Genomic DNA, 22,921 nt, shown 5'->3' with positions numbered 1-22,921 from the left:
GCGTTTCGACACCGCGTGGACACGACTCGTCTGCATCTTATAAGGTCTCTCTGGTGAAGCGCTTCGATGACGTGGCACATGGGATGCCCGGACAGACCTCCGAGACGAGTCGACCGTCCGGCGCGGGCTCCGAACCGATCAGGAGAGCGGTCGGCGTCGACGACGAGCTCCGACCCGCGGTGGCCCCTGGAACGGGGTCGTTCCAGCACCTGACCGACGAAGTGGGTCTGTGTTTCGGCGGCGACTACAACCCCGAGCAGTGGCCCCGCGAGGTCTGGACGGAGGATGTCGACCTCATGGTCCGCGCCGGCGTGAACTTCGTCACGGTCGGCGTCTGGTCGTGGTCCGCAATCGAACCGGTTCCGGGAAAACGCGAGTTCGGCTGGCTCGACGAGGTGCTCGAGCTGCTGCACGGCAGCGGGATCGCCGTCGACCTCGCGACGCCGTCGGCATCCCCACCGCCGTGGCTGGGCATCCGGTACCCGGAGACGCTTCCCGTGAATCGGGACGGGGTGCGGCTGGCGGCGGGGTCGCGCAATCACTTCTCGCCGGCATCCGCTGTGTATCGGGAACACGCGCTGGCGATCACCCGCGATCTCGCGGATCGGTATGCGGAGCATCCGGCCGTGCGCATGTGGCACGTCGGCAACGAGTACGGCGAGGTCGACTACGGCGACGAAGCGGCGCGCGAGTTCCGGCTCTGGCTGCGCGAGAGGTACGGATCGATCGCTGAACTCAACGACGCGTGGGGGACCGCGGTGTGGTCGCAGGGCTACGCGTCGTTCGACGAGATCCTTCCGCCGCGGACCGCGCCGTACCTGATCAACCCGGCGCACAAGCTCGACTTCAAGCGCTACTCCTCTGACCAGCTGCTGGCGTGCTACCGGGAACAGCGGGACGCGATCCGCGCGGCCGGCGCGACGCAGCCGATCACCACCAACTTCATGGGGTTCTTCCACCACGTGGACTACTGGTCGTGGGCCGGCGACGTGGACGTGATCGCCGACGACCAGTATCCGGACCCCACCTCGCCGGATGCACCGAGCGACATGGCGCTCGTCCAAGACCTGATGCGCTCGCTCGGCGGCGGCCGTCCGTGGCTGCTGATGGAGCAGGCGATCAGCGCCGTCTCCTGGCGGGAGCACAACCTGCCGAAGTCCCCGGCTGAGGCCCGTCTGAACTCGTTCCAGGCGGTTGCTCGCGGTGCCGACGGCGTGTGCTTCTTCCAGTGGCGACAGGCACGGAGCGGTCCCGAGCGGTTCCACTCCGCGCTGCTGCCGCACGCCGGCGCCGACACCGACGTGTTCCGTGGGGCGGAGCACCTCGGCGCCGACCTGAAACTCCTGCGGCCGGTGGTCGGAGGGCGCATCTCGGCTCGCGTGGGAATCCTCTTCGACTGGCCGTCGTGGTGGGCGGGCGAAGAGGATGCTCGGCCCACCGAGCGGCTGGGGACCCTCGAGCAGCTGCGCCGCTGGTATCGCGTCCTGTGGCGCCACGGCGTCGCTGCCGAGGTGGTGCGATCCGGTTCGGAGCTGAGCGGATACGACGTGGTGCTCGTACCGCACAGCTACGTGATCGAACCGGATGCCGCCGACGCGCTGTCACGCGCGACCGCTGCAGGGGCCCGCGTGGTGGTGGGTCCCTTCAGCGGGGTGGCGGATGCGAGCACGAACATCCTGCAGGGACGCTTCCCCGTGCTGCTGCGCGACCTGGTGGGCGTGAGCGGCGAGGAGTGGGGCGGTCTGCCCGACGCGCCGACGCCGCTGGCGATGGATCCGGACTGGGATGCCGCGCCATCCGGTGATCTCACCGCCGTCTTCCTCGGCGAGCACCTCCGTTCGGAGGGCGCCGAGGTGCTGGCGACATTCGCGGGCGGGCCGTACGCCGGGCATCCCGCGCTCACCCGCAACAGGTACGGGGACGGCACGGCGTGGTACCTGGGCGCCGTGCTCTCGGATGACCTCCTCGCCGCGGTCCTCGAAGAGGCACTGTGCGATACGGGCGTGACGAACGCGTTGGGAGCGCCCGTGCGGTCCGGCCATCCGCTGCCGGACGGACTCGAGGCGGTGCGCCGCGGGCCGGCGCTCTTCCTCCTCAACCACGGTCACGAGAGCGCTCGCGTCGAGCTGCCCGTGCCCATGAACGACCTCCTGACCAATGAAGAAGTCGACCAGACCGCGGTGCTGCCGCCGCGAACGGTCAAGGTGCTGATCGAAGGGCGCACTACGTGAAATTCACCGATGGATTCTGGCTCACGAGGCCGGGCCTGACACCGCTGTACGCCGTCGAGGTCGACGACATCCGCGCCGACGAGGCGGCGGGCACGATGACCGTCTACGCGCCGACGAAGTCGATCCGGGGCCGTGGCGACACCCTGAACCTCGCGATGCTGACCCTCACCTTCTCCTCTCCGATGCCGGGGATCATCAAGGTGCGTGCCGAGCGACATGCGGGGGCGGTGCACCACGGGCCGGACTTCGAGAAGTTCGCTCAGGCATCCTTCCGTCCCACGATGGAGATCGGTGACGACGAGGGAGTGCTCACCTCGGGCGACCTGCGGGTTCGTGTGTCTCGCACGGGCGGATGGCGCTTCGACTTCGAGCAGGGAGAGACGGTGCTGACGAGCTCCCTGCCGCGCTCGGTTGGGCACGTCACGCGCGGCGCGACGTCTCCGCAGAGCCCGTCCACGTGGATGCACCAGCAGCTCTCGATGGAACCGGGCGAGCGCATCTACGGTCTCGGCGAGCGCTTCGGCGCCTTCGTCAAGAACGGGCAGGTCGTCGACACGTGGAACGCCGACGGCGGCACCTCGAGCGAGCAGGCCTACAAGAACATCCCGTTCTACCTGAGCAGCCGCGGATACGGGGTCTTCGTCGACGACCCGGCCAACGTCTCGTTCGAGGTGGGCAGCGAGGTCAACTCGCGCGTGCAGTTCTCGGTGACCGGAGAGGCGCTCGACTACTACGTGATCGCAGGACCCACGCCGAAGGACGTGCTGCGACGATACACCGCGCTCACCGGACGTCCGGCCGAGGTGCCTGCCTGGTCCTTCGGCCTCTGGCTCACGACCTCGTTCACGGCCAGCTACGACGAGAAGTCCGTGAACGCGTTCGTCGACGGCATGGCCGAGCGCGACATCCCGCTGAGTGTCTTCCACTACGACTGCTTCTGGATGCGCGAGTTCCAGTGGACCGACTTCGAGTGGGATGCCCGGTTCTTCCCCGACCCCGAGGGCCAGCTGTCCCGGCTGCACGAGAAGGGCCTGCACATCTCGGCCTGGATCAACCCGTACATCGCGCAACGGTCGGCCCTCTTCGCGGAGGCGGCCGAAGCCGGATACCTGCTCAAGCGCACTGACGGCAGCATCTGGCAGTGGGACCTGTGGCAGGCCGGCATGGGCCTCGTCGACTTCACGAACCCGGCAGCGAGCGAGTGGTACATCGGCAAGCTGGAGCGCCTGATGGACCAGGGGATCGACGCGTTCAAGACCGATTTCGGCGAGCGGATCCCCGTGGACGACGTGGTGTGGCACGACGGATCCGATCCGCGCCGCATGCACAACTACTACGCGAAGCTCTACAACGGAGCCGTGTTCCGTGCCCTCGAGAAGCGCCGCGGCAAGGGCGACGCGATCGTCTTCGCGCGCTCAGCGACCGCCGGATGCCAGCAGTTCCCCGTGCACTGGGGCGGCGACTCCGACTCGTCGTACGCGTCGATGGCGGAGTCCCTCCGCGGCGGCCTGTCGCTGGCCATGTCGGGCTTCGGCTACTGGAGCCACGACATCGGCGGATTCGAGGGCACCCCGGATCCGGGACTCTTCAAGCGCTGGCTGGCTTTCGGCCTGCTCTCCTCGCACTCGCGCCTGCACGGATCCGACTCGGTGCGCGTTCCCTGGGCGTTCGACGAGGAGTCGGTGGACATCGCGCGCGAGTTCACCAAGCTCAAGATGCGGCTCATGCCGTACCTGGCGCACGCGGCATCCCAGGCGCACGACGACGGCACGCCGATGATGCGTCCGATGGTGCTCGAGTTCCCCGACGACCGCGGCGGATACGACGCGGACTGCCAATACATGCTCGGCGACAGCCTGCTCGTCGCCCCGGTCTTCACCGCGAACGGCGCCGTGGAGTACTACCTGCCGGAGGGCAGCTGGACGTCGCTTCTCGACGGATCGACACGCGACGGCTTCCGCTGGCACAGCGAGCGCCACGGCTTCCACTCGCTGCCGCTGCTTGTGCGTCCCGGAACGGTGCTCCCCTTCGGAGCCACGGATGACCGTCCGGACTACGACTGGGCGGCCGGCGTGACCCTGCGGTGCTTCGACCTGCCAGACGGGTACGACGCCGTCACCGTGGTGCCCGGTCACGACGGTGCGGCTGAGACGTCGTTCCGTGTGCGGCGGACCGGATCCGTCGTCACGGCCTCGAGCGAGAACGCGCGTGCGCCATGGTCGCTGCAGGTCGGCGACGCTGTGGCCACGGCATCCGCTGCCGCAGAGATCACCGTGAGTGCCCTCTGAGATGCCGGCCCATGCCGACGACCCTGCCAGCCCGCACCCCGAGAGTGCCCCTTCCACCTCCCGAAAGTGCCCGCTCCGCCGCGCGAAGGTGCCCGTTCCACCTCCCGAGAGTGCCCGTTTCACCTCCCGAAGGTGCCCGTTTCTCCGCGCGAGAGTGCCCGTTTGCCGCCCGACAGCGCCCACCGATGACGCAGACAGGCGGACCCGCCCGACACGCGGCCTGAGCCGCCCCTACTAGCAACACCCCCGACAGGAGATCGACGATGACCGACAGCGACGCGGCCTTCCGCCGCACCGATCTGCCGCTCCAGGAGCGCGCACGCGACCTGCTCGAACGGCTCACCCGCGACGAGCGCATCGCGATGCTGCACCAGGCGGCGCCCGCGATCGAGCGGCTCGGCATCCGCCGCTTCCACACGGGATGCGAGGCGCTGCACGGCGTCGCGTGGCTCGGCACGGCGACCACGTTCCCGCAGGCCGTCGGACTCGCGGCCACCTGGGACACCGAGCTGCTGAAGAAGGCCGGAGAGGTGACGTCCCTCGAGGTGCGGGCAAAGCGCGTGGCGGATCCCGCGGTCGGCCTGAACGTGTGGGCGCCGGTGGTGAACACGCTGCGGCACCCCGGCTGGGGACGCAACGAGGAGGGATACTCGGAGGATCCGCAGCTCACCGCGCACTTCGGCGCCGCGTACTCCCGAGGACTCCGCGGCGACCACGAGCGGGTGTGGCGCACGGTTCCGACGCTCAAGCACTTCCTCGCGTACAACAACGAGACGGATCGCTCGACCACGTCATCCGAGCTCTCACTGCGCACGCTGCACGAGGAGGAGCTGCCGGCCTTCCGTGAGCCCCTGGAGAGCGGTGCGGCCGGGGCGATCATGCTGTCGTACAACAGGGTGAACGGCGTCGCCGCGCACACCCAGCCCGAGCTCGTCGCCGAGGCGCGTTCGTGGTCCGACGAGTCGATCGCGGTGGTGTCGGATGCCGGAGCACCTACCCTTCTCGTGACAGCTCAGCGCGAGCAGCCCGACCACGTGTCGGCCACCGCTGCTCTGCTGCACAGCGGCATGGACTCCTTCACCGACAACGACGCGAACGCCGCGCCCACCATCGGATACGTCAACGAGGCGCTCGCCGCCGGACGCCTGAGCATGGACGACGTCGACACCGCCGTGCTCCGCATGCTCGAGCTGCGGGTGCGCACCGGCGAGTTCGACGGGGATGATGACCCGTACGCCGCCATCACCGCCGGCGATCTCGACCTGCCCGCCTCGCGGGAACTGGCTCGTGAGGTGGCCGGCAGCGCGGTCGTGGTGCTCCGCAACGACGACGCCGTGCTTCCCCTGGCGCGACCGACGAGGATCGCCGTCATCGGACCGCTGGCCGACGCCGTGCTCATGGACTGGTACTCGGGCACCCCGCCGTACGAATTCGGGCTCGCCGCGGGGCTGGCGGACCGCTATCCGGATGCCCGGGTCGAGACGATCACGGGCGCGGACACGATCGCGCTGCGGTCGGCGTCCACAGGGCGGCACGTGACGGTGACCGCCGACGGATCCCAGGTCTCCGCCGAGTCCGAAGCCGCGGACGCTGCGACAGCCTTCGATCTCACGGACTGGGGTGACGGCATCCTCACGCTCCGCTCGCACGCAAGCGGGCGCTTCCTCACTGGCACGAAGTGGCCGATGGAGGCCAGCGCGGATCACGTCGGCGAATGGGTCGTGCACGAGAGCTTCCGCCGGCACGTCCATGCGGACGGATCCTGGTCCCTGCTCAACCTCGGCACCGGCCGCTGGGTGAAGGTGCTGCGCGACTCGGGCCTTCTCGTCGCGGAGGGCTTCACGGTCGACGAGGCCGAGCGATTCACGGTGCGCACGCTGGTGTCGGGAGCGGATGCCGCCCGCCGCGCCGCAGCATCCGCCGACGTGGTCTTCGTGGCCGTCGGCAACGAGCCGCACCTCTCCGGACGCGAGACGCAGGATCGCCCGCACCTGTACCTGCCGGAATCGCAGGCCGAGCTCTATCGGATCGCCCGATCCGCGAACAAGGAGACTGTCTTGACGATCATCTCCAGCTACCCCTACGTGCTGCCCCGCGGTGTGGACGATGCGCCGACTGTCGTGTGGTCGAGCCACGGCGGCCAGGAACTCGGACGCGGCCTCGCCGACGTGCTCAGCGGCGACCGTGAGCCGCGCGGTCGCCTCGCGCAGTCGTGGCCGGCCACTCCCGAGCAGGCGGGCGACCTCTTCGACTACGACACGCAGCGCCAGCAGGCGACGTACCGGCACCAGCCGAAGCCGTACGCGTTCGGATTCGGACACGGCTGCACGTACTCGAGGGTCGAGTACGAGGCGATCGAGCTGGACCGAACGACCGTGGACCTCCCGGATCCGACGCATCGGCACGCCGCCTTCACACCGTCCGACGGTGAACCGACCGTCACGGCGACCGTGCGCGTGGTGAACACGGGCGATCGGGATGCCGAGGAACTGGTGCAGCTGTACGCCCTGCCGCCCGTGGACTCGGACATCCCTGCGCCGCTCCGCGTCCTCGTCGCGTATGAGCGCGTGCGTCTCGCGTCCGGCGAACGTCGCGACGTGCGGCTGACGTTCTCCCCGGCGCGCCTCGCCGTCTGGGACGACGCGCTCCGCCTCCCGGATGCCCCGGCCGACTGGGTGCACGCCGGTGCGCTCCGCGTGCAACCGGGCACCTACACCGTCGCCGCCGGCCCTTCGGCCGACGACCTGCCGGTCAAGGCCCCGCTCCGCGTGGCCTGAGGGGCGGGGGCTCCGGCACCCCCCGCCCCGCCCCGCCCCTCCCGGGGTGCTCGTTCCACCGCCCGAGAGTGTCCGTTCCTCCGTGCGAGGGTGCTTGTTCTTCCTCCCGAGGGTGCCTGTTCCTCCGGGCGAGGGTGCTTGTTCTTCCTCCCGAGGGTGCCTGTTCCTCCGTGCGAGAGTGTCCATTCCTCCGCTCGAGGGTGCCTGTTCCTCCGCTCGAGGGTGTCCGTTCCTCCACACACATCGTGAGCCACCGCGTTGTCCACAGATTCGCGCGGTCGTCCCGTCGAGCGCGAGGCGTCCCGCATGGTAGACGGATGTCAGACAGGGGAGTGCAGACGCATCTCACGGCCGCCGTACTACGGCCCGAACAGCGACGACTGTATAGCGCGGTCCAGTCGGGAACTCTCATTCGATTGCGGTCGGGCGCATTCGTCGATCCGTCGGACTGGGGCGACGCCTTTCCGGCGGAACGGGTGCGGGCGAGGGCACTCGCCGTTGCGGCACGGGCGGCCGGGGTGCCGCCGATCTTCTCGTCCACGACTGCCGCGGCGCTGCGGGGGCTCCCTATCGTCGGTGTGGGGGACGATCGCGTGCACGTCATCGCTCGTGGCATCAATCCGCAGAAGTCCCGGGGAGACGTCATCCGGCACCACTGGCCGTTGAACAACGATGACATCGAGGTGCTGGGCGGGGTTCGTGTGACAACGTTGAGCCGGACTGTGTACGACGTCATACGCGAGACCACTCCGGAATGTGCGATCGCCGTGTGCGATGCGGCATTCCGACTCGTAGCGTGGGATGACGACCGCCGACTGGTCGATGCCGAGGCAGCCGACGCCTTCAGATCCGATTTGTGGCGAAGAGTGAACGCCGCGGCGGGCGCGCGAGGTATCCGCCAGGCGAGAGACATCGTGAGGATCGCGGATGCACGCGCGCAGCTTCCTGGGGAGAGCATCAGTCGATTGTGGATGCGGCTGCTCGGCGCGCCGTTGCCGGTGTTGCAGCATCCCGTGCGCATCGGAGCAGACGCCTACTGGCTGGACTTCGCGTGGCCGAAGCTCAAGAAGTTCGGTGAGTTCGACGGCGTCGCAAAGTACTTCGATCCGGAGATGACGGGTGGTCGTTCGTTAGAGGACATCCTCGCATCGCAGCAAAGAAGACAGGCGGCCATAGAACGGGCAACGGGCTGGACCGGTGTGCGCTGGACGAACGTCGAGTTGTCGAACATGGATGCGTTCGCTCGATTCTTGAGGCGCTCACGGATCCTCCGCTGAGGCGGCAGGAACGGGCAGGCGCCGGGCAGCGGCGTGGAAACGGGCACCCTCGGCCGGAGGAAAAGGCACCTTCGGGAGGAGGAACGGGCACCCTCGAACGGAAGAACGGGCACGGTCGGGAGCAGAAACGGGCACCCTCGGGAGGAGGAACGGGCACCCTCGGCCGGGGGAACGGGCACCCTCGGGAGGAGGAACGGGCACGGTCGCGCCGGGGTGTGCGCACTGCGGCGCACACCCCGCGCGACGCGAAGCGTCAGCCGATCGTGACCGGCACGCGCAGCGTGCGCGTGTGGTCGACACGGCGCACAGGGCCCGTCAGCGTGACCGGAAGACCGAAGCGGATGTCACCGCTCGACGCACCGAGACGCAGCTCGAGGTCACCGGGCTCGACGACGCGCGTGTAGTCCCGCCCGGTGAACGCCGCGATGTCGGCGCTCACCCGGAACGAGACGCGTGCGCTGGCACCGGCCCGCAGCGGAACGCTCGCGTATCCCACCAGGCGGTTCACCGGCCGCACGACGGATGCCACGGGATCGTGCAGATACAGCTGCACGTTCTCGATGCCCTCGCGCGCGCCGGTGTTCGTGACGGTGAGCGAGACCGTCACCTCGCCGGACGTGGTCGTCTCGGAGGCGTCGGTGGCGGCATCCGTCCACTCGAACGAGGTGTACGACAGACCGTGCCCGAACGGGAACTTCGCGGTCGGGTCGATGTTCGAGACCTCGCTCGGCCCGCCGAGCGGCGCCGCGAGATACGTTGCCGGCTGTCCGCCCTCGAGCGAGGGGATGCTCACCGGCAGCCGTCCGCTCGGGTTCACCCGACCGCTGAGCACGCCGGCGATCGCCGGTCCGCCCTCTTCGCCGGGGAAGAACGCCGTCACGATGGCTGCGGCGCGGTCCGCAGCGGATCCCAGCGAGTACGGGCGTCCCTCGACGAGCGTCGCGACGACCGGCGTCCCGGTCTCGATGAGCGCGTCCAGGAGGTCCTGCTGGCGTCCGGGCAGACGCATGCTGGCGGCGTCGCATCCCTCGCCTGAGGTGCCGCGACCGAACAGACCGGCGTGATCGCCCAGCACGGCGATCACCAGGTCGGCGGACTGTGCGGCCTCGACGGCGCGGCGGATGCCCGCGGCATCCGGCTCCGCTGCGTCGGCCCGGTCCCCGCCCTCGCCCCACTCGGTCTGAGCTTCCGTGGTCGCCTTCCCGTCGACGCTGACGCCCGTCTCCACCGTGATGTCGGCGTTCGGGAACTCGGCGCGCAGGCTCTCGAGCACCGTCGGCAGCTCGATCCCGATCGGCACCTCGGGGTGAAGCGTGCCGACGTGGCTCGGGAACGAGTAGCAGCCGAGCATGGCGAACTGGTCGTCCGCGAGCGGTCCGACCACGGCGATGCGGATGCCCGAGTCCGCTTGCAGAGGCAGCGTCCCGTCGTTGCGCACCAGCACCACGGCGCGCTCTGCGACCTCGCGAGCGAGGGCGCGATCCTCAGCTGTGTCGAGCTGGACGCGACCGCGTACAGCCTCGATGTCGGTGAGGTCGCTTTCCGTCCAGCCGTCGGGCAGCGGCGACCAGTCGGGGTCGAGCATGCCGAACTCGGCCTTCTGCAGCAGCACTCGCCGAAGTGCCCGGTCGACGAACGACTCGTCGAGCCCGCCGGTCTCGACGGCAGCGACCAGCGGGTCCCCGTACGCCTTGACGGTCGGCAGCTCGACGTCCACCCCGGCTTTGAGCGCGGCCGAAGCGGCCTCGCCCCAGGTGCCGGCCACGCCGTGCAGCGTCTTCAGGAAGGCCACGCCGAAGTAGTCCGCGACGACCGTGCCGGTGAATCCCCAGGTCTCGCGGAGCAGCCCGGTGAGCAGTGTCTCGTCGCCGGCGGACGGCACGCCGTCCACGTCGGTGTACGCGTGCATCACGCTGCGAACGCCGCTGTCGCGGACGGCCAACTCGAACGGCGGGACCATCACGTCGTTGAACTCGCGGCGTCCCATCGACACGGGCGCGAGGTTGCGGGCGGCCTTCGACGCGGAGTATCCGATGAAGTGCTTGAGCGTGGCCACGATGCCGGTCGACTCGAGGCCGCGCACGTATGCGGTCGCGATGGTGCCGACGAGGTACGGATCCTCCCCGATGGTCTCCTCGGTGCGTCCCCATCGCGGATCCCGCGTCACATCGAGCACCGGCGCAAGGCCCTGGTGCACGCCGACGGACCGCATCCCGGTCCCGATCCGCTTCGCCACGCGCTCGATCAGCGACGGATCGAACGTCGCGCCCCACGACAGCGGCACCGGATAGTTGGTGGCGCCCCACGCGGTGAAGCCGGCGAGGCACTCTTCGTGCGCGATGGCCGGGATCCCGAACCGGTTCGCCGCGACGATACGCTTCTGGCTGCGCGCGAGCGAGACGACGCCGACCGCGGCATCCACGGGCGCCGAACCGAACGACCGTGTCAGCTGACCGAGTCCGTGGGGGAGGATCTCCTCGAGCTCGACCGCGTCCTCGTTCATATCGTGCTGGAACGGCGCGACATCGCCGCCCGTCGGCGACGAGGCCACCCACACGCCGTAGAGCTGCGCGACCTTCTCGCGCAGCGTCATCTCGGCGATGAGCGCCTCGACGCGCTCCGCGGCGGGCAGCGCCGTATTGTGCCAGCGCGGACTGATGTCGGCCATCGTGTGTTACTCCAGGGATCTTCGCCGGATGTCGGCGTGATTATGACCTGTCTATTCTGACGGTACGTCGGGTCAGTGCGAAAACGATTTCGAACCGGCACCGGCATCAACCCGATGCCGGTCGGACGGCCGCGTCACCGAGGCCACTCCGCGACGAGATTCTCGGCGACGCGGAACGCGTTCGCCACGATCGTGAGAGTCGGATTCACCGAGCCATTCGTCGGGTGCAGCGACGAGTCGCATGCCACGACGCGGTGGCTGCCCCACACTCGACCGTAAGGGTCGGTGGCCGAGTTGTCGGCCGACGTGCCCATCCGGGCGGTGCCGCACGAATGCTCGCCGGCAGCGGATGCCGTGGCCGGCCCGCCCTGCCGCCTGATGTCTGTGACGCCGGCGGCCTCCAACCACCTGGCGCCCTGCACGGCCAGCCCGTCTTCCACCTGCTGGCTCGTCCAGTGCACGTCCTTGCGCAGGGCTGCGCCAGGGCGCCCCCAGCGATCCCTCACGGAGGCCAGCGTCACCCGCGACGTCGGCATCGGGATCTCCTGTCCCATCGCGAACACGCCGAACAGGTTCGCGCGTTTGCCGCGCATCCATTCCTTGTGGCCGGCGCCCCACCCGGGAACGCCAGGACCGGGCTGGCCCGCGGAGGTCAATGGCAGCAGGCCCATCAGATCGACGATGACGCCGCCACCCCACGGCACCGTGGCCGCGTGCACATGGTCCAGTGTCGCGACGGCGTGCCCAGGTCCGATGTACGGCTTCACGGGCTCCGCGGCCTCGCCGAGGACCGTCGCGCTGCGGTGATCGTGCAGGTATCGGCCGACGTGATCGTTGCCAAGGCCGCTGGCGAGCAGCAGGCGGGCGGTCTCGACGGCACCCGCCGAGACGATCACCACGTCGGCGCTCACGGTGAGCTCGACGGGGTGCTTCGTGGCATCCGCCATGATCGTCACTCCGGCGGCGCCGATGCCGTCGCGCACTTCGACCACCTCTGCGTCGGGCAGCAAGTCGCAGAGACCTGTCGCGATCGCGCGCGGAATGAAGGTGGACTGCGACCCGTTCTTCGCGTCGACCGGGCACGTGTTGCCGATGCACTGGGCGCAGCGCACGCACGCGGCCCTGCCGTCCCAGGGCTGCGAGTTGATGGCGAGCGGGATCGGCCCCCAGCCCCAGCCCAGACGGTCCGCGGCCGCGCCGAGCAGCTCACGCGACGGTTCCGTTCCCATCGCCGGCATCGGATATCCGCCGGAGCGCGGCGTCCGTGAGGTCAGTCCGCCTTCCTCGCCGGCGACGCCGAGCGCCCACTCCGCCTTCGTGTAGTAGGGCTCCAACTCGTCGTACGAGACCGGCCAGTCCGCGAGACTCGCGCCGTCCGGGCTGCCGTACAGGGACGCCATCCGGAAGTCCTCCGGCATGAACCGCCAGGCCATGCCCTGCCAGATGCGAGTGCCGCCGCCGACCGTGTCGGCGTTCAGGCCGTACAGCCCGGCATCGCCGGTGCCGTCCACGACTCGGTCACCGTCCGGTGTCTGTGCGATCCGCGGATGCCCGGGGCCGGGTCCCACGGTCGGCCAGTACACGGCGTTGCGCTTGCCGTGCAGGTGGTCCCCACGGATCTCGTCCGCCCTGAGGTACGGGGCCCGTTCCACGAGCAGAACGTGCTTGCCGGCGGCCGTGAGCACCTGGGCGGCGACCCCGCCACCGGGACCCGATCCGACGATGATGGCGTCGTAGTGCGAGTGCACCTTGGCCGGCGCGACCGTCTTCAGCGCTTCCGGCTCGATCGGGGTGACGCCCTCCGGCACCCCGCGGAAGCCGACCATGTCGAGCCCGACGGGATGCCTGCCATCCGACGATGCGTAGTACCCCTCCCAGCTCACCCGGCGCAGCGCGTCGAACGCCCTGGCACTGGATCCGGATGCGATGACCGCGAGGATCGCATCTTGCGCTTCCGCTCCGAGAGCGGCGAAATCCGAGGCGCCCGTCCGTCGTGCCTCGTCGTCGAGGCGGGCGGCGAGCGAAAGGAGTTCTGGCCATGCCCAGAGCAGATCGCGGTCGGCGGCGATGGGATCGTCGGTCAGGTACTCGCCGACGCCGCCTTCCCAGCCGGCGGGCCAGGCATCCGCGGGGATGATGCGGTCGATGGCTGCCCGCAGCGCAGGAAGGGCGGCCGCGCGAGCTGCGCGACCGCCCTCCACCGCTGAAGCGGCGCCGAGATCAGCGTCCGGCAAGGGACCCTCCGATGCCTCCGACGCTGAAGTACTTGTTCAGCACGGAGAACACGATGATCGGCGGCAGCATCATGATGACGGCTACCGCCATCACGAGGCCCCAGTTGGTCTGGTTCTGTTGGAAGAATGTGTTCAGACCGATCGGGAGCGTGTAGTTCTGGTCGCTGCGCAGGAACACGACGGCCACGAGGTAGTCGTTCCAGGCCAGCAGGAACGAGAAGATCGCGGTCGAGAGGATGCCAGGCAGTGAGTTGCGGAGAACGACTCGCGTGAAGCTGCCGAACACGCTGGCACCGTCGATCCATGCTGCTTCTTCGAGGGTGATCGGGATGGAGTCGAAGTAGGCGGCCATCATCCAGATCGCGACCGACATGGTCGAGCCGATGTAGATGATCATGACGCCGACCAGGTTGTCGACCAGGCCGAGCTTCGCGAACAGGAAGAACAGCGGGATGACCGCGGTCACGACCGGCAGCGACTGCACGATGAACAGGACCAGCGCGTAACTGGAGACCCATTTGTTGCGTCCGCGGGAGAGTACATACCCGGCGGGGGCGGCGACGACCACGGCGACCACGACGGTGACCAGGGCGACGATGAGGCTGTTGCCCAGCCACGTTCCGACCGACGTCTGGGTGAAGACGGCACCGAAGTTCTCGAACGTGAGTCCGGTCGCGGTGGATCCCAGGGACGGGGTCAGGGACAGGAAGAGGACGGCGATGATCGGGACGAGCACCACTGCTGTGATCACCACGATGGCAAGAAGGCGCCACCACTTGCCGCGTTCTCCGAGCTCGTTCAGGCTGCGCCGCTTGCCGGTGTCGGTGACTCCGATGTGGAGTTCGCCGGTGATCTGCGGTGTTTCGGTTTCAGTACTCATTCGATGTTCGCCTTCTGTGTCTGGCGGTACAGCAGCACCGAGATGATGACGAGGACGAGGGTCATGATGAACGCGATAGCGACACCGGGACCGACCTGGTAGTTCTGGAACACGGTCACGTAGGCCAGCACGACCAGCGACTGGGTAGCACCGACCGGACCGCCTCCGGTGAGCAGGAAGATCGTCGGGAAGTCGTTGACGCAGAAGATCGTCATCAGGATCCACGACACGTACGTGGTGCGGGCGACCATCGGCAGCGTGATCTGGGTGAACGTCTGCCACGTTCCGGCACCGTCCACCTTGGACGCCTCATACACGTTGGTGTCTACCGACGCGAGCGCCGAGGACATCATCATCATCATGAACGGGAAGCTGATCCAGACCTTGAACACGCAGACCGTGATCTGCGCCAGCAGCGGGTCGGCGAGGAACAGCACGTTGCCGAAGCCGAGCGCCTGAGCGAGAACCGGCAACGGGGACTGCGGTGTGGCGACAAGCCAGTTCCAGCTGGTCGCGGAGACCACCGTGGGAACGACCCATGGAAGCAGCAGCAGGACCTTCCAGAGCCCTGATGCCGGAATGCGGGTGCGCAGCAGGAGCGCCAGGCCGAGTCCTGCAGCCCAGCTGCCGAAAACACCGACGATGGTGAAGACCAGGGTGAAGAGGGCCGCGTGCCAGAACACGGGCTCCTGCAGTACGTGGATGTAGTTCTGGAGCCCGACGAAGGCGCCCGCGTCGATGAGGTCGCCATTGCGGGTGGACTGCCAGCCTGCATAGATCACCGGGTACAGGTTCAGCAGAACCAGCAGCAACAGTGAGGGCAGGGCGAACAGCAGGAAGGTCCAGGTGTGGGATATGGCACGGTTACGCTTGCCGGTACTCGGCGAGCGCCCTGATCCGGCGACCCCCACGCCGTTCCGCGCCCTCTTCAAGGCGCCGGTCACGGACTCGGTCGACATTGAGCTTCTCCTTCGACAGCTTCAGAAAGGGTGATACGAGCGAAAACGGGTGGGCCCCGGCTCTCGCTCAGGGCCCACCCGGATTCCTCTAATTACTTCATCAGGCCTTCGATGGAGTTCTGCAGCGTCTGCAGAGCCGTCTTCGCATCCGTCTTACCACCGAGGATCGACTGCGCAAAGGTGATCATCGGCTGGGTGCCGTCCACCGTGTTGGCGATGTTGTAGAACAGACCCTTTCCGCCCGGGGCCGCCCACGTGCCGTAGATCGGGTTCCAGTCCTTCAGGATCTTCACCGTCACCGGGTCGCTCTTGAGCACCGAGGTCTCCGCGATCGACTTCAGCGGGGGAAGGCCGATACCGGTCTTGTCCGTCCACAGCTTCGACATGTTCTTGTAGTAGTACGTGAGGAACGCCTCCGAGCCCTTCTGGCTGGGGGTGTTCTTGTACATCATGATGTTGTTCGGGAAGTACAGGCCGCCCTTCTTTCCCGACGGGCTGGTCAGCGGGTCGCCGACCACCAGGTTGGCCGCCGTTGCGGCGTTCACCGAGGCAGCCAGTCCGGCGCCGTCCCAGCCGTAGCCGAACTTCTTGGCGTTCCACTGTGCCTGCACGTTGGCGCTGGTGTAGGTCGCGGCCGCCGGGTCGGAGTAGCCGTTCTGCACGAGCTCGAGCACGTACGTCATCGCCTCTTCGTTCTCGGAGGTGACGCAGTCCGGCTCCTTCTTCGAGTTGAAGAGGCCTCCACCGTTGTTGATCATGAACGCGGTGAGGATGTGGCTGCCGGTGAAGTTGCCGGCACCCGAGCCGAGACCGAAGCCGTAGACGCCGATCTTCTTCAGAGCGGCGCAGACGGCCTTGTACTCGTCCCAGCTGGTGGGAACGTCGACGCCTGCCTGGTCGAGCAGGGTCTTGTTGTACCAGGAGCAGCGGACGTCAAGGTTGTACGGCACGGCCGCGTAGCCCTGGTCCGTCTTCATGGTGTCGAGCAGGCCCTCGAGGAAGTCATCCTTCAAGCCGTTGCTGCCCCACGAGTCGAGGAGGTCGTCCGCGTAGGCGATCTTGCCCTGGTGGGCGAACTGGAAGGCCTGCGTGCCACCGCCGGAGCTGACCGCGGGGCCCGTGTTGGAGGCCACAGCGGAGGAGAACGTCTGGGTGAAGTTCGCCCACTGGATCTCCTGGTACGTGGCCGAGGGAAGACCGCTCTTCGGCTTGTAGGCCAGCGTGATCTTCTTGTCGGTGGGGTTGAACTGCGTTCCGCCCCAGGGCATGTTCCAGAACTTCAGCGGCTTGCTGCTGCCGCCGCCTCCGCCGCTGCCGCTGGTGCAAGCAGCGAGGAGAGTCGTGGCCGCAACGCCTCCGGCGAGGCCGATGAAGCCGCGCCGGGTGAATGCTGCGCCAGTGGATTCCGATGCCATTATCAGATCCCTTCCATCCGATCGACGTGGGGCGTCGATACGGAGATTCGTCGTTGAATGTCAGGTTTGGTGCGTTGGCCGGGCCACGTCTTCCACAGCCGTCCTGGTTATCTTTCAGTCTTTTGTTGGACGTGTCAACATTTTATGAGGGCCTTCCACGCGTGTCGCCGGCATCCGAAATCAAGATGTGATGAAAGTCGTGGGAGCGCTCTCACGCACACGCTATACGACGATCCGTCATGCGGCCAAACCCGTTACCGAGCCGTTGTGGTGGACTCCCGCACGACGAGCTCGGTGGCCAGTTCCTCGCGGGCCGAGCCGGCGGGCGCTCCGGCCCTCAACCGCAGCAGCATGCGCATCGCGGCGGATGCCATGTCCTCGATCGGCTGTCGCACCGTCGTCAGACTCGGGGTCACCCATGCCGACTCCGGCAGGTCGTCGAACCCGATGACGCTGATGTCGTCCGGCACCCCCAATCCGAGGGACCGCGCGGCCTGATAGGTGCCGAGCGCCATCTCGTCGGAGCACGCGAACAGGGCGGTCGGGCGGTTCGACGAGGTCAGCATCCGCGCGACGACCGTTGCCGCGCTCTCCCTCCGCCAGTCGGCGGTCGCGATGAGCTCGTCGGGGAGCTGGATGCCCGCCTGCTCCAGTCCGGCGCGGAATCCGTCCACGCGGGCGCGGCCGTAGCGGTAGTCGCCCGTCCCTGCGATGAGGCCGATTCGACGATGGCCGAGCGCGGCGAGGTGCGCGGCGGCGGCGTACCCGCCGGCCCAGTCGGTGGTCCCGATGCTGGGGACGCCTGAGGCGGAATCGGCGGAAGGATCCAGCAGCACCAGGGGGATGCCCGCCGCGGTGAGCACCTGCAGTTGCGTGCGACTCGGAGTCAGCAGCGCGACGGTCGCTCCGCGCGATTTGCGGGCCAGAAGGCGCGCGACCCAGTCGGCGCCGGCATCCTGCTCTGGTCGTGCGACGGTGACCACGACGTCGAGGCCGGCGGATGCCGCGACCCGCTCTGCCCCGTTGAGCACGAGGTTGGCCCACGATCCGCTGACCTTGCTGATGACGAGGTCGACGAGGCCGCCGGTTTCGCCGTCGCGCGAGGAACCGCTGCGGCGTTTCCGGCGGTAGCCGGTCTCCTCGACGAGCTGCATCACGCGTTCGCGCGTGGCGACGGAGACGTCGGAGCGCCCGTTCAGCACCTTCGAGACGGTCGGCACGGTGGTTCCGGCCAGCCTCGCGAGTTCGGCCATGGTGAGTGCGCGGCGCGCAGGGCTCGCGCCGGGAGCGGCAACGGCCGACGTGGTCGCGGCAGCCTCGGCGCCGGCTCGCGCCCCGCCGTGCGGCTCCCCATCGGTCATACGCACATGCTAAGGCAAAGTTGCGCAACTCCGCGCACGATATTCCGCTTGCTTCGCGGCTCCTGCGGTGCGAAGATCAAGCGGACAGTGTCGTATCGCGACGGCATAGTTGCGCAACTATCCGCGCAACTGAACGGTGTCAGTCGATCGGGTGAACGCTCGCCGGCCGCCGGTCGACACTGCATGAACAACGACGCACGCAAGGCGCCGGGGCTCGCAGGTCCTGGTGTTCGAGCGTCAAGGACGCGGGCGTCGCAATGACGAACGACACAGAGAACGCCACGAAGGAGTCGCGATGGCAGACAGCACGCCGCAGTTGCGTGTCGGCATGGTGGGGTACGCATTCATGGGGGCGGCGCATTCGCACGCCTGGCGCACTGCTCCCCGATTCTTCGACCTCCCGCTCGCTCCGCAGCTCACCGCCATCGCCGGTCGCAACCAGGCGGCAGTGACAGAGGCAGCGGAGCGGATGGGCTGGCAGAGCGTCGAGACCGACTGGCGCCGTCTGCTCGAGCGTGACGACATCGATCTCATCGACATCTGCACCCCCGGCGACACGCACCACGAGATCGCCATCGCCGCCCTCGAGGCCGGCAAGCACGTGCTGTGCGAGAAGCCGCTGGCCAACTCGGTCGAGGAGGCCGAGGAGATGGCGGATGCCGCGCGCAAGGCCGTGGCGAACGGTGTGTTCGCGATGTGCGGATTCACCTACCGTCGGGTGCCCGCCCTGTCGCTGGCCCGCCGCTTCGTGGAGGAGGGCCGACTAGGCGAGATCCGCCACGTGCGCGCTCAGTACCTTCAGGATTGGCTGAGCGACGCGGATGCCCCGCTCACCTGGCGCATGGACAAGTCGAAGGCGGGCAGCGGCGCGCTGGGCGACATCGGTGCGCACATCATCGACATGGCGCAGTGGGTGTCCGGCTCCGACATCACCGGTCTTTCCGCGATCATGAACACATTCGTGACGGAGCGTCCGGTCGGCGGCGACCTGGTCGGGCTCGGCGGCAAGGGATCCGCGGACGGCGCAAAGGGGCCCGTCACGGTGGATGACGCCGCGGCGTTCACGGCTCGATTCGGCAACGGCGCGTTCGGGGTGTTCGAGGCGACCCGCTTCGCGCTCGGGCGCAAGAATGCCATCCGGCTGGAGATCAACGGGTCCAAGGGATCCGTCGCGTTCGACTTCGAGGACATGAACGTGCTCGAGTACTTCGACGGATCGGACGACGCTGAGGCGCAGGGATTCCGCCGCATCATCGTGACCGAGCCGGTGCATCCGTATGTCGCGAACTGGTGGCCGGCCGGACACGGGCTCGGCTACGAGCACGGATTCACGCACCAGGTGGTCGACCTCGTCCGCGATCTCGCGGCGGGCGAGCAGCCGCATCCGTCGTTCGACGATGCGCTGCAGGTGCAGCGCGTGCTCGCAGCAGTGGAGCAGTCTGCCGGCGACGGATCCGCGTGGACCGCGATCCCCTGATCCGCCTGAGCCACCGTTCAGGTCGCACAATCGGCCATCTCGGGGCGCCGGGTACGGGCGGAACTCGCGACCTGAGCCGGCAAGCAAGCATCCGAATCGACAACGTTTTGAAGGAGGAAGGACGATGACGCGTCCGATCACCCTGTTCACCGGCCAGTGGGCCGACCTGCCGTTCGAGGAGGTGGCGCGTCTCGCCGGCGAGTGGGGATACGACGGCCTCGAGATCGCCAGCTGGGGCGATCACCTCGATGTGAACCGCGCGGCGACCGATCCGGCCTACGTGGCGAATCGGTTGGAGATCCTGGAGCGCAACGGGCTGAAGGTCTTCACCATCTCGAACCACCTGGTCGGGCAGGCGGTGTGCGATGACCCGATCGACCAGCGGCACCAGGACATCGTGCCGCCGCACGTGTGGGGCGACGGCGATCCGGAAGGTGTGCGCCAACGCGCCGCCGAGGAGCTCAAGACGACGGCCAGGGCCGCCGCCGCGCTCGGCGTGAAGACGGTCACCGGCTTCACCGGATCCAAGATCTGGAAGACCATCGCCGGCTTTCCGCCGGTGCCCGACTCGATGATCGACGACGGCTACCGGGACTTCGCTGACCGTTGGAACCCGATCCTCGACGTGTTCGACGAGGTGGGCGTGCGGTTCGCGCTGGAGCCGCATCCGAGCGAGATCGCGTTCGACTACTGGTCGTCGAAGCGCACGCTCGAGGCGATCGGCAATCGGGATGCCTTCGGCTTCAACTTCGACCCGTCGCACTTCGTGTGGCAGCAGATCGATCCGGTGACGTTCCTGCAGGACTTCTCGGACAAGATCTTCCACGTGCACTGCAAGGAGTCGGTCACGCAGCTCAACGGCCGCAACGGACGCCTCGCATCCCACCTGCCGTGGGGCGACCCGCGTCGCGGCTGGGACTTCGTCTCGACCGGACACGGCGAGGTGCCGTGGGAGCCGATCTTCCGCACCCTCAACTGGATCGGCTACGAGGGCCCGACCAGCGTCGAGTGGGAGGACGCCGGAATGGACCGCCTCGTCGGCGGCCCGGAGGCGTTGGCCTTCGTGCGCAAGCTCGCCACGATCACGCCGCCGGCCGAGGCCTTCGACGCGGCGTTCTCGCAGAGCCGCGCGGTGGAGCTATGAGCGAAGGCCATTTCTGGCCTTCGCCGCGACCCTCCCTCTTGCTCGGCCGGACGGCGGAACACCGCCGCCCGGAACCGGCTCGAGGGGCCCCAGCGCCGACCGCCGTCTCGGCGGTCGGTAGGCAGAGGGAACGCTAGGAACTTACGCAATACAGAACTGGAAGCAGAACATGACTGACGCAACGCGTCGCGCGCTCATAGTGCGCGGCGGATGGGACGGGCACGAGCCCGTCGAGACCACCGACTCCTTCGTGCCGTTCCTGGAATCCAACGGCTTCGAGGTGCGCATCGAGGAATCCCCGGCGATCTACACCGACGAGGCGTACATGGACACCGTCGATCTGCTCGTGCAGATCAACACCATGAACACCATCGAGCGCGAAGAGATGGCCGGCCTCGATCGGGCGGTCCGGAACGGCATGGGCATGGCCGGCTGGCACGGCGGCATCGCCGACGCCTATCGCAACAACGCCGACTACCTCCACATGATCGGCGGGCAATTCGCGCACCACGCGAACAAGGCGCCCAAGGAGCAGCTGGCAGGCGAACAGGCGGACAACTACATTCCCTACACCGTCCACATCACCGAGCTCGGCAAGGTGCACCCGATCACCGCCGGCGTCTCCGACTTCGACCTCGTCACCGAGCAGTACTGGGTGCTGAGCGACGAGCTCAACGACGTGCTCGCGACCACGACGCAGACCGTTCGCCCGTGGGATGCCTGGCACCGTCCGGTCACCGCGCCGGCGATCTGGACCCGGCTGTGGGGCGATGGCCGCATCTTCGTGTCGGCGCCTGGCCACAAGCTCGAGGTCGTGAACGATCCGAACGTGCGCGGCATCATCGAGCGCGGCCTGCTCTGGGCCGCTCGCGGATCCGGTCAGCCGGCGCCGAGCGCCGATGATGTGCGTTCCGGCGCGTTCCCCGCTGCCGGCGAGGACGAGGAGTCCGGCGAGTGAGCGAGCAGACTTCCGGCGTGCTGCGGCTGGGCGTCATCGGCGTCGGCAACATCAGCAATCAGTACTTCACGCACATCCCGAACCTGCCGAACCTGAAGCTGGTCGCGGTCGCCGATGTGAACGAGGAGCGTGCGCGCGAGGTCGCAGCGGAGCAGGGCGACAGCGCCCCCGGACTGCGTGCGCTCACCGTCGACGAGCTGCTGGCGGATGCCGACATCGACGCCGTCCTCAACCTGACCATTCCTCAGGCGCATGCGGCCATCGGCATCCGTGCCATCGAGTCCGGCAAGCACGTGTACGGCGAGAAGCCGCTCGCGCTGAATCCGGCAGAGGCCGAGCCGCTGCTGGCGCTCGCCGCCGAGAAGGGGCTGCGCGTCGGCAGTGCGCCGGACACGGTTCTCGGCACGGGCATCCAGACGGCGCGCAAGGCGCTGGACGACGGAGCGATCGGGCAGCCGATCGCGGCGGCGATCCACTGGAGTGCGCCCGGACATGAGCTGTGGCATCCGGCGCCCGCGTTCTACTATCAGCCGGGCGGCGGACCGCTGTTCGACATGGGCCCGTACTACCTCACGAGCATCGTCACGCTGTTCGGTCCGGTCGCGCGGGTCACGGGCGTGGCGACGACGTCGCCGCGCGAGCGCTCTGTCGCGACGGGACCGCTGGCCGGCACCGCGATCCCGGTGGATGTCGCCACCCACGTGAGCGCACTGCTCGAGCACGAGAACGGCCTGACCACCACGCTCACGGTGAGCTTCGACGTGTGGAAGTCCCGTGCCCCGCTCTTCGAGGTCTTCGGCACCGAGGGAACCATGGCCGTTCCGGATCCCAACCGGTTCGACGGTGACGTGGAGATCGCGCCGGCCGCGACGCGCGAGTGGGAGGCTGTTCCGGTCTCTGCCGGCTGGGCGGACTCCGGTCGCGGATACGGACTGGCGGACATGGCCCGCGCCATCGAGACGGATCGTCCGCACCGCGCGAGCGGCGAGCTCGCGTTCCACGTGCTCGAGGTGATGGACGGCATCCTGCGCGCCGCCGAGTCGCACTCCGTCGTGGACATCGTGAGCACCGTCGAGCGTCCGGCTCCCGTGCCGCTCGACTCGACGCCTGCCACCTGGTAGTCAGCGGATCCGCTGCCTCGGGGCAGCGTCGGGCCTGCCGATCCCTGCACCTTCTGTTGCTACTTCAGGCAGAGAGCCTGTTCGCCTGCATATCGCAGCCGAACAGGCTCTCTGCCTGAACTGCGCACGGG

The 22,921-nt window shown here is 68.3% G+C and carries 14 protein-coding genes; 8 read left to right on the top strand and 6 right to left on the bottom strand.

Features of this window, described 5'->3' with window-relative positions; genetic code table 11:
* Window positions 1-53 precede the first annotated feature (53 nt).
* The 4 genes from ACX9R5_RS16840 (at window position 54) to ACX9R5_RS16825 (ending at window position 8,573) form a co-directional block, all read left to right on the top strand.
* Window positions 54-2,231 (top strand): beta-galactosidase, encoded by a 2,178-nt coding sequence (locus ACX9R5_RS16840; RefSeq protein ID WP_459410210.1) that lies wholly within the window; start codon window positions 54-56, stop codon window positions 2,229-2,231.
* Window positions 2,228-4,519: an alpha-xylosidase gene (gene yicI, locus ACX9R5_RS16835; protein ID WP_459410209.1), complete on the top strand. Its 2,292-nt coding sequence runs from the start codon at window positions 2,228-2,230 to the stop codon at window positions 4,517-4,519. Before ACX9R5_RS16840 ends, yicI begins: the two co-directional genes overlap by 4 nt.
* Window positions 4,520-4,782: 263 nt before the next feature.
* On the top strand, window positions 4,783-7,296 hold the full coding sequence (locus ACX9R5_RS16830; protein ID WP_459410208.1) for a glycoside hydrolase family 3 C-terminal domain-containing protein: 2,514 nt from the start codon (window positions 4,783-4,785) through the stop codon (window positions 7,294-7,296).
* A 416-nt stretch (window positions 7,297-7,712) separates the two neighbouring features.
* Window positions 7,713-8,573, top strand: a complete 861-nt coding sequence (locus ACX9R5_RS16825; RefSeq protein ID WP_459410207.1) for a hypothetical protein — start codon at window positions 7,713-7,715, stop codon at window positions 8,571-8,573.
* Between the two features lie 253 nt (window positions 8,574-8,826).
* On the opposite strand, the gene ACX9R5_RS16820 is transcribed toward ACX9R5_RS16825, so the two are convergent.
* The 6 genes from ACX9R5_RS16820 to ACX9R5_RS16795 form a co-directional block, all read right to left on the bottom strand.
* Entirely contained in the window at window positions 8,827-11,241 is a 2,415-nt protein-coding gene (locus ACX9R5_RS16820) for a beta-xylosidase/alpha-l-arabinosidase (RefSeq protein WP_459410206.1), read from the bottom strand.
* A gap of 134 nt (window positions 11,242-11,375) precedes the next feature.
* Window positions 11,376-13,475, bottom strand: a complete 2,100-nt coding sequence (locus tag ACX9R5_RS16815) for a GMC oxidoreductase (RefSeq protein WP_459410205.1) — start codon at window positions 13,473-13,475, stop codon at window positions 11,376-11,378.
* Entirely contained in the window at window positions 13,462-14,355 is an 894-nt protein-coding gene (locus tag ACX9R5_RS16810) for a carbohydrate ABC transporter permease (RefSeq protein WP_459410204.1), read from the bottom strand. The genes ACX9R5_RS16815 and ACX9R5_RS16810 overlap by 14 nt, the downstream gene beginning before the upstream one ends.
* Window positions 14,352-15,314, bottom strand: coding sequence for a carbohydrate ABC transporter permease (locus tag ACX9R5_RS16805; protein ID WP_459410203.1), 963 nt, complete (start codon window positions 15,312-15,314; stop codon window positions 14,352-14,354). Before ACX9R5_RS16805 ends, ACX9R5_RS16810 begins: the two co-directional genes overlap by 4 nt.
* Before the next feature lie 92 nt (window positions 15,315-15,406).
* Entirely contained in the window at window positions 15,407-16,729 is a 1,323-nt protein-coding gene (locus tag ACX9R5_RS16800; RefSeq protein WP_459410202.1) for an ABC transporter substrate-binding protein, read from the bottom strand.
* Window positions 16,730-16,983: 254 nt separating this feature from the next.
* Complete coding sequence (locus ACX9R5_RS16795) at window positions 16,984-18,090, bottom strand: LacI family DNA-binding transcriptional regulator (protein WP_459410201.1); 1,107 nt, start codon at window positions 18,088-18,090, stop codon at window positions 16,984-16,986.
* Window positions 18,091-18,385: 295 nt separating this feature from the next.
* Here ACX9R5_RS16795 and ACX9R5_RS16790 point away from each other — a divergent pair, with 295 nt between their 5' ends.
* From ACX9R5_RS16790 to ACX9R5_RS16775, 4 genes are all read left to right on the top strand, one after another.
* Window positions 18,386-19,567: a Gfo/Idh/MocA family protein gene (locus ACX9R5_RS16790; RefSeq protein WP_459410200.1), complete on the top strand. Its 1,182-nt coding sequence runs from the start codon at window positions 18,386-18,388 to the stop codon at window positions 19,565-19,567.
* A 124-nt stretch (window positions 19,568-19,691) separates the two neighbouring features.
* Window positions 19,692-20,711: a sugar phosphate isomerase/epimerase family protein gene (locus tag ACX9R5_RS16785; protein ID WP_459410199.1), complete on the top strand. Its 1,020-nt coding sequence runs from the start codon at window positions 19,692-19,694 to the stop codon at window positions 20,709-20,711.
* A gap of 169 nt (window positions 20,712-20,880) precedes the next feature.
* Window positions 20,881-21,669 carry a ThuA domain-containing protein gene (locus ACX9R5_RS16780; protein ID WP_459410198.1) on the top strand — a complete coding sequence of 263 codons (789 nt, stop codon included), beginning with the start codon at window positions 20,881-20,883 and terminating at the stop codon, window positions 21,667-21,669.
* A 20-nt stretch (window positions 21,670-21,689) separates the two neighbouring features.
* A complete protein-coding gene (locus ACX9R5_RS16775) occupies window positions 21,690-22,790 on the top strand; it encodes a Gfo/Idh/MocA family protein (protein ID WP_459410370.1) in 1,101 nt (366 codons plus the stop codon).
* Window positions 22,791-22,921 lie beyond the last annotated feature (131 nt).

It is taken from the genome of Rathayibacter sp. CAU 1779, assembly GCF_054551755.1.
This window is presented reverse-complemented; position numbering and strand designations above follow the sequence as displayed.

What these genes read in the sequence shown, in the direction of transcription:
- ACX9R5_RS16820 (WP_459410206.1), bottom strand. Translation starts at nt 11,241, where the DNA reads ATGGCCGACATCAGTCCGCGCTGGCACAATACGGCGCTGCCCGCCGCG.
- ACX9R5_RS16810 (WP_459410204.1), bottom strand. Translation starts at nt 14,355, where the DNA reads ATGAGTACTGAAACCGAAACACCGCAGATCACCGGCGAACTCCACATC.
- ACX9R5_RS16780 (WP_459410198.1), top strand. Translation starts at nt 20,881, where the DNA reads ATGACTGACGCAACGCGTCGCGCGCTCATAGTGCGCGGCGGATGGGAC.
- ACX9R5_RS16805 (WP_459410203.1), bottom strand. Translation starts at nt 15,314, where the DNA reads ATGTCGACCGAGTCCGTGACCGGCGCCTTGAAGAGGGCGCGGAACGGC.
- ACX9R5_RS16795 (WP_459410201.1), bottom strand. Translation starts at nt 18,090, where the DNA reads ATGACCGATGGGGAGCCGCACGGCGGGGCGCGAGCCGGCGCCGAGGCT.
- ACX9R5_RS16800 (WP_459410202.1), bottom strand. Translation starts at nt 16,729, where the DNA reads ATGGCATCGGAATCCACTGGCGCAGCATTCACCCGGCGCGGCTTCATC.
- ACX9R5_RS16785 (WP_459410199.1), top strand. Translation starts at nt 19,692, where the DNA reads ATGACGCGTCCGATCACCCTGTTCACCGGCCAGTGGGCCGACCTGCCG.
- ACX9R5_RS16790 (WP_459410200.1), top strand. Translation starts at nt 18,386, where the DNA reads ATGGCAGACAGCACGCCGCAGTTGCGTGTCGGCATGGTGGGGTACGCA.
- ACX9R5_RS16830 (WP_459410208.1), top strand. Translation starts at nt 4,783, where the DNA reads ATGACCGACAGCGACGCGGCCTTCCGCCGCACCGATCTGCCGCTCCAG.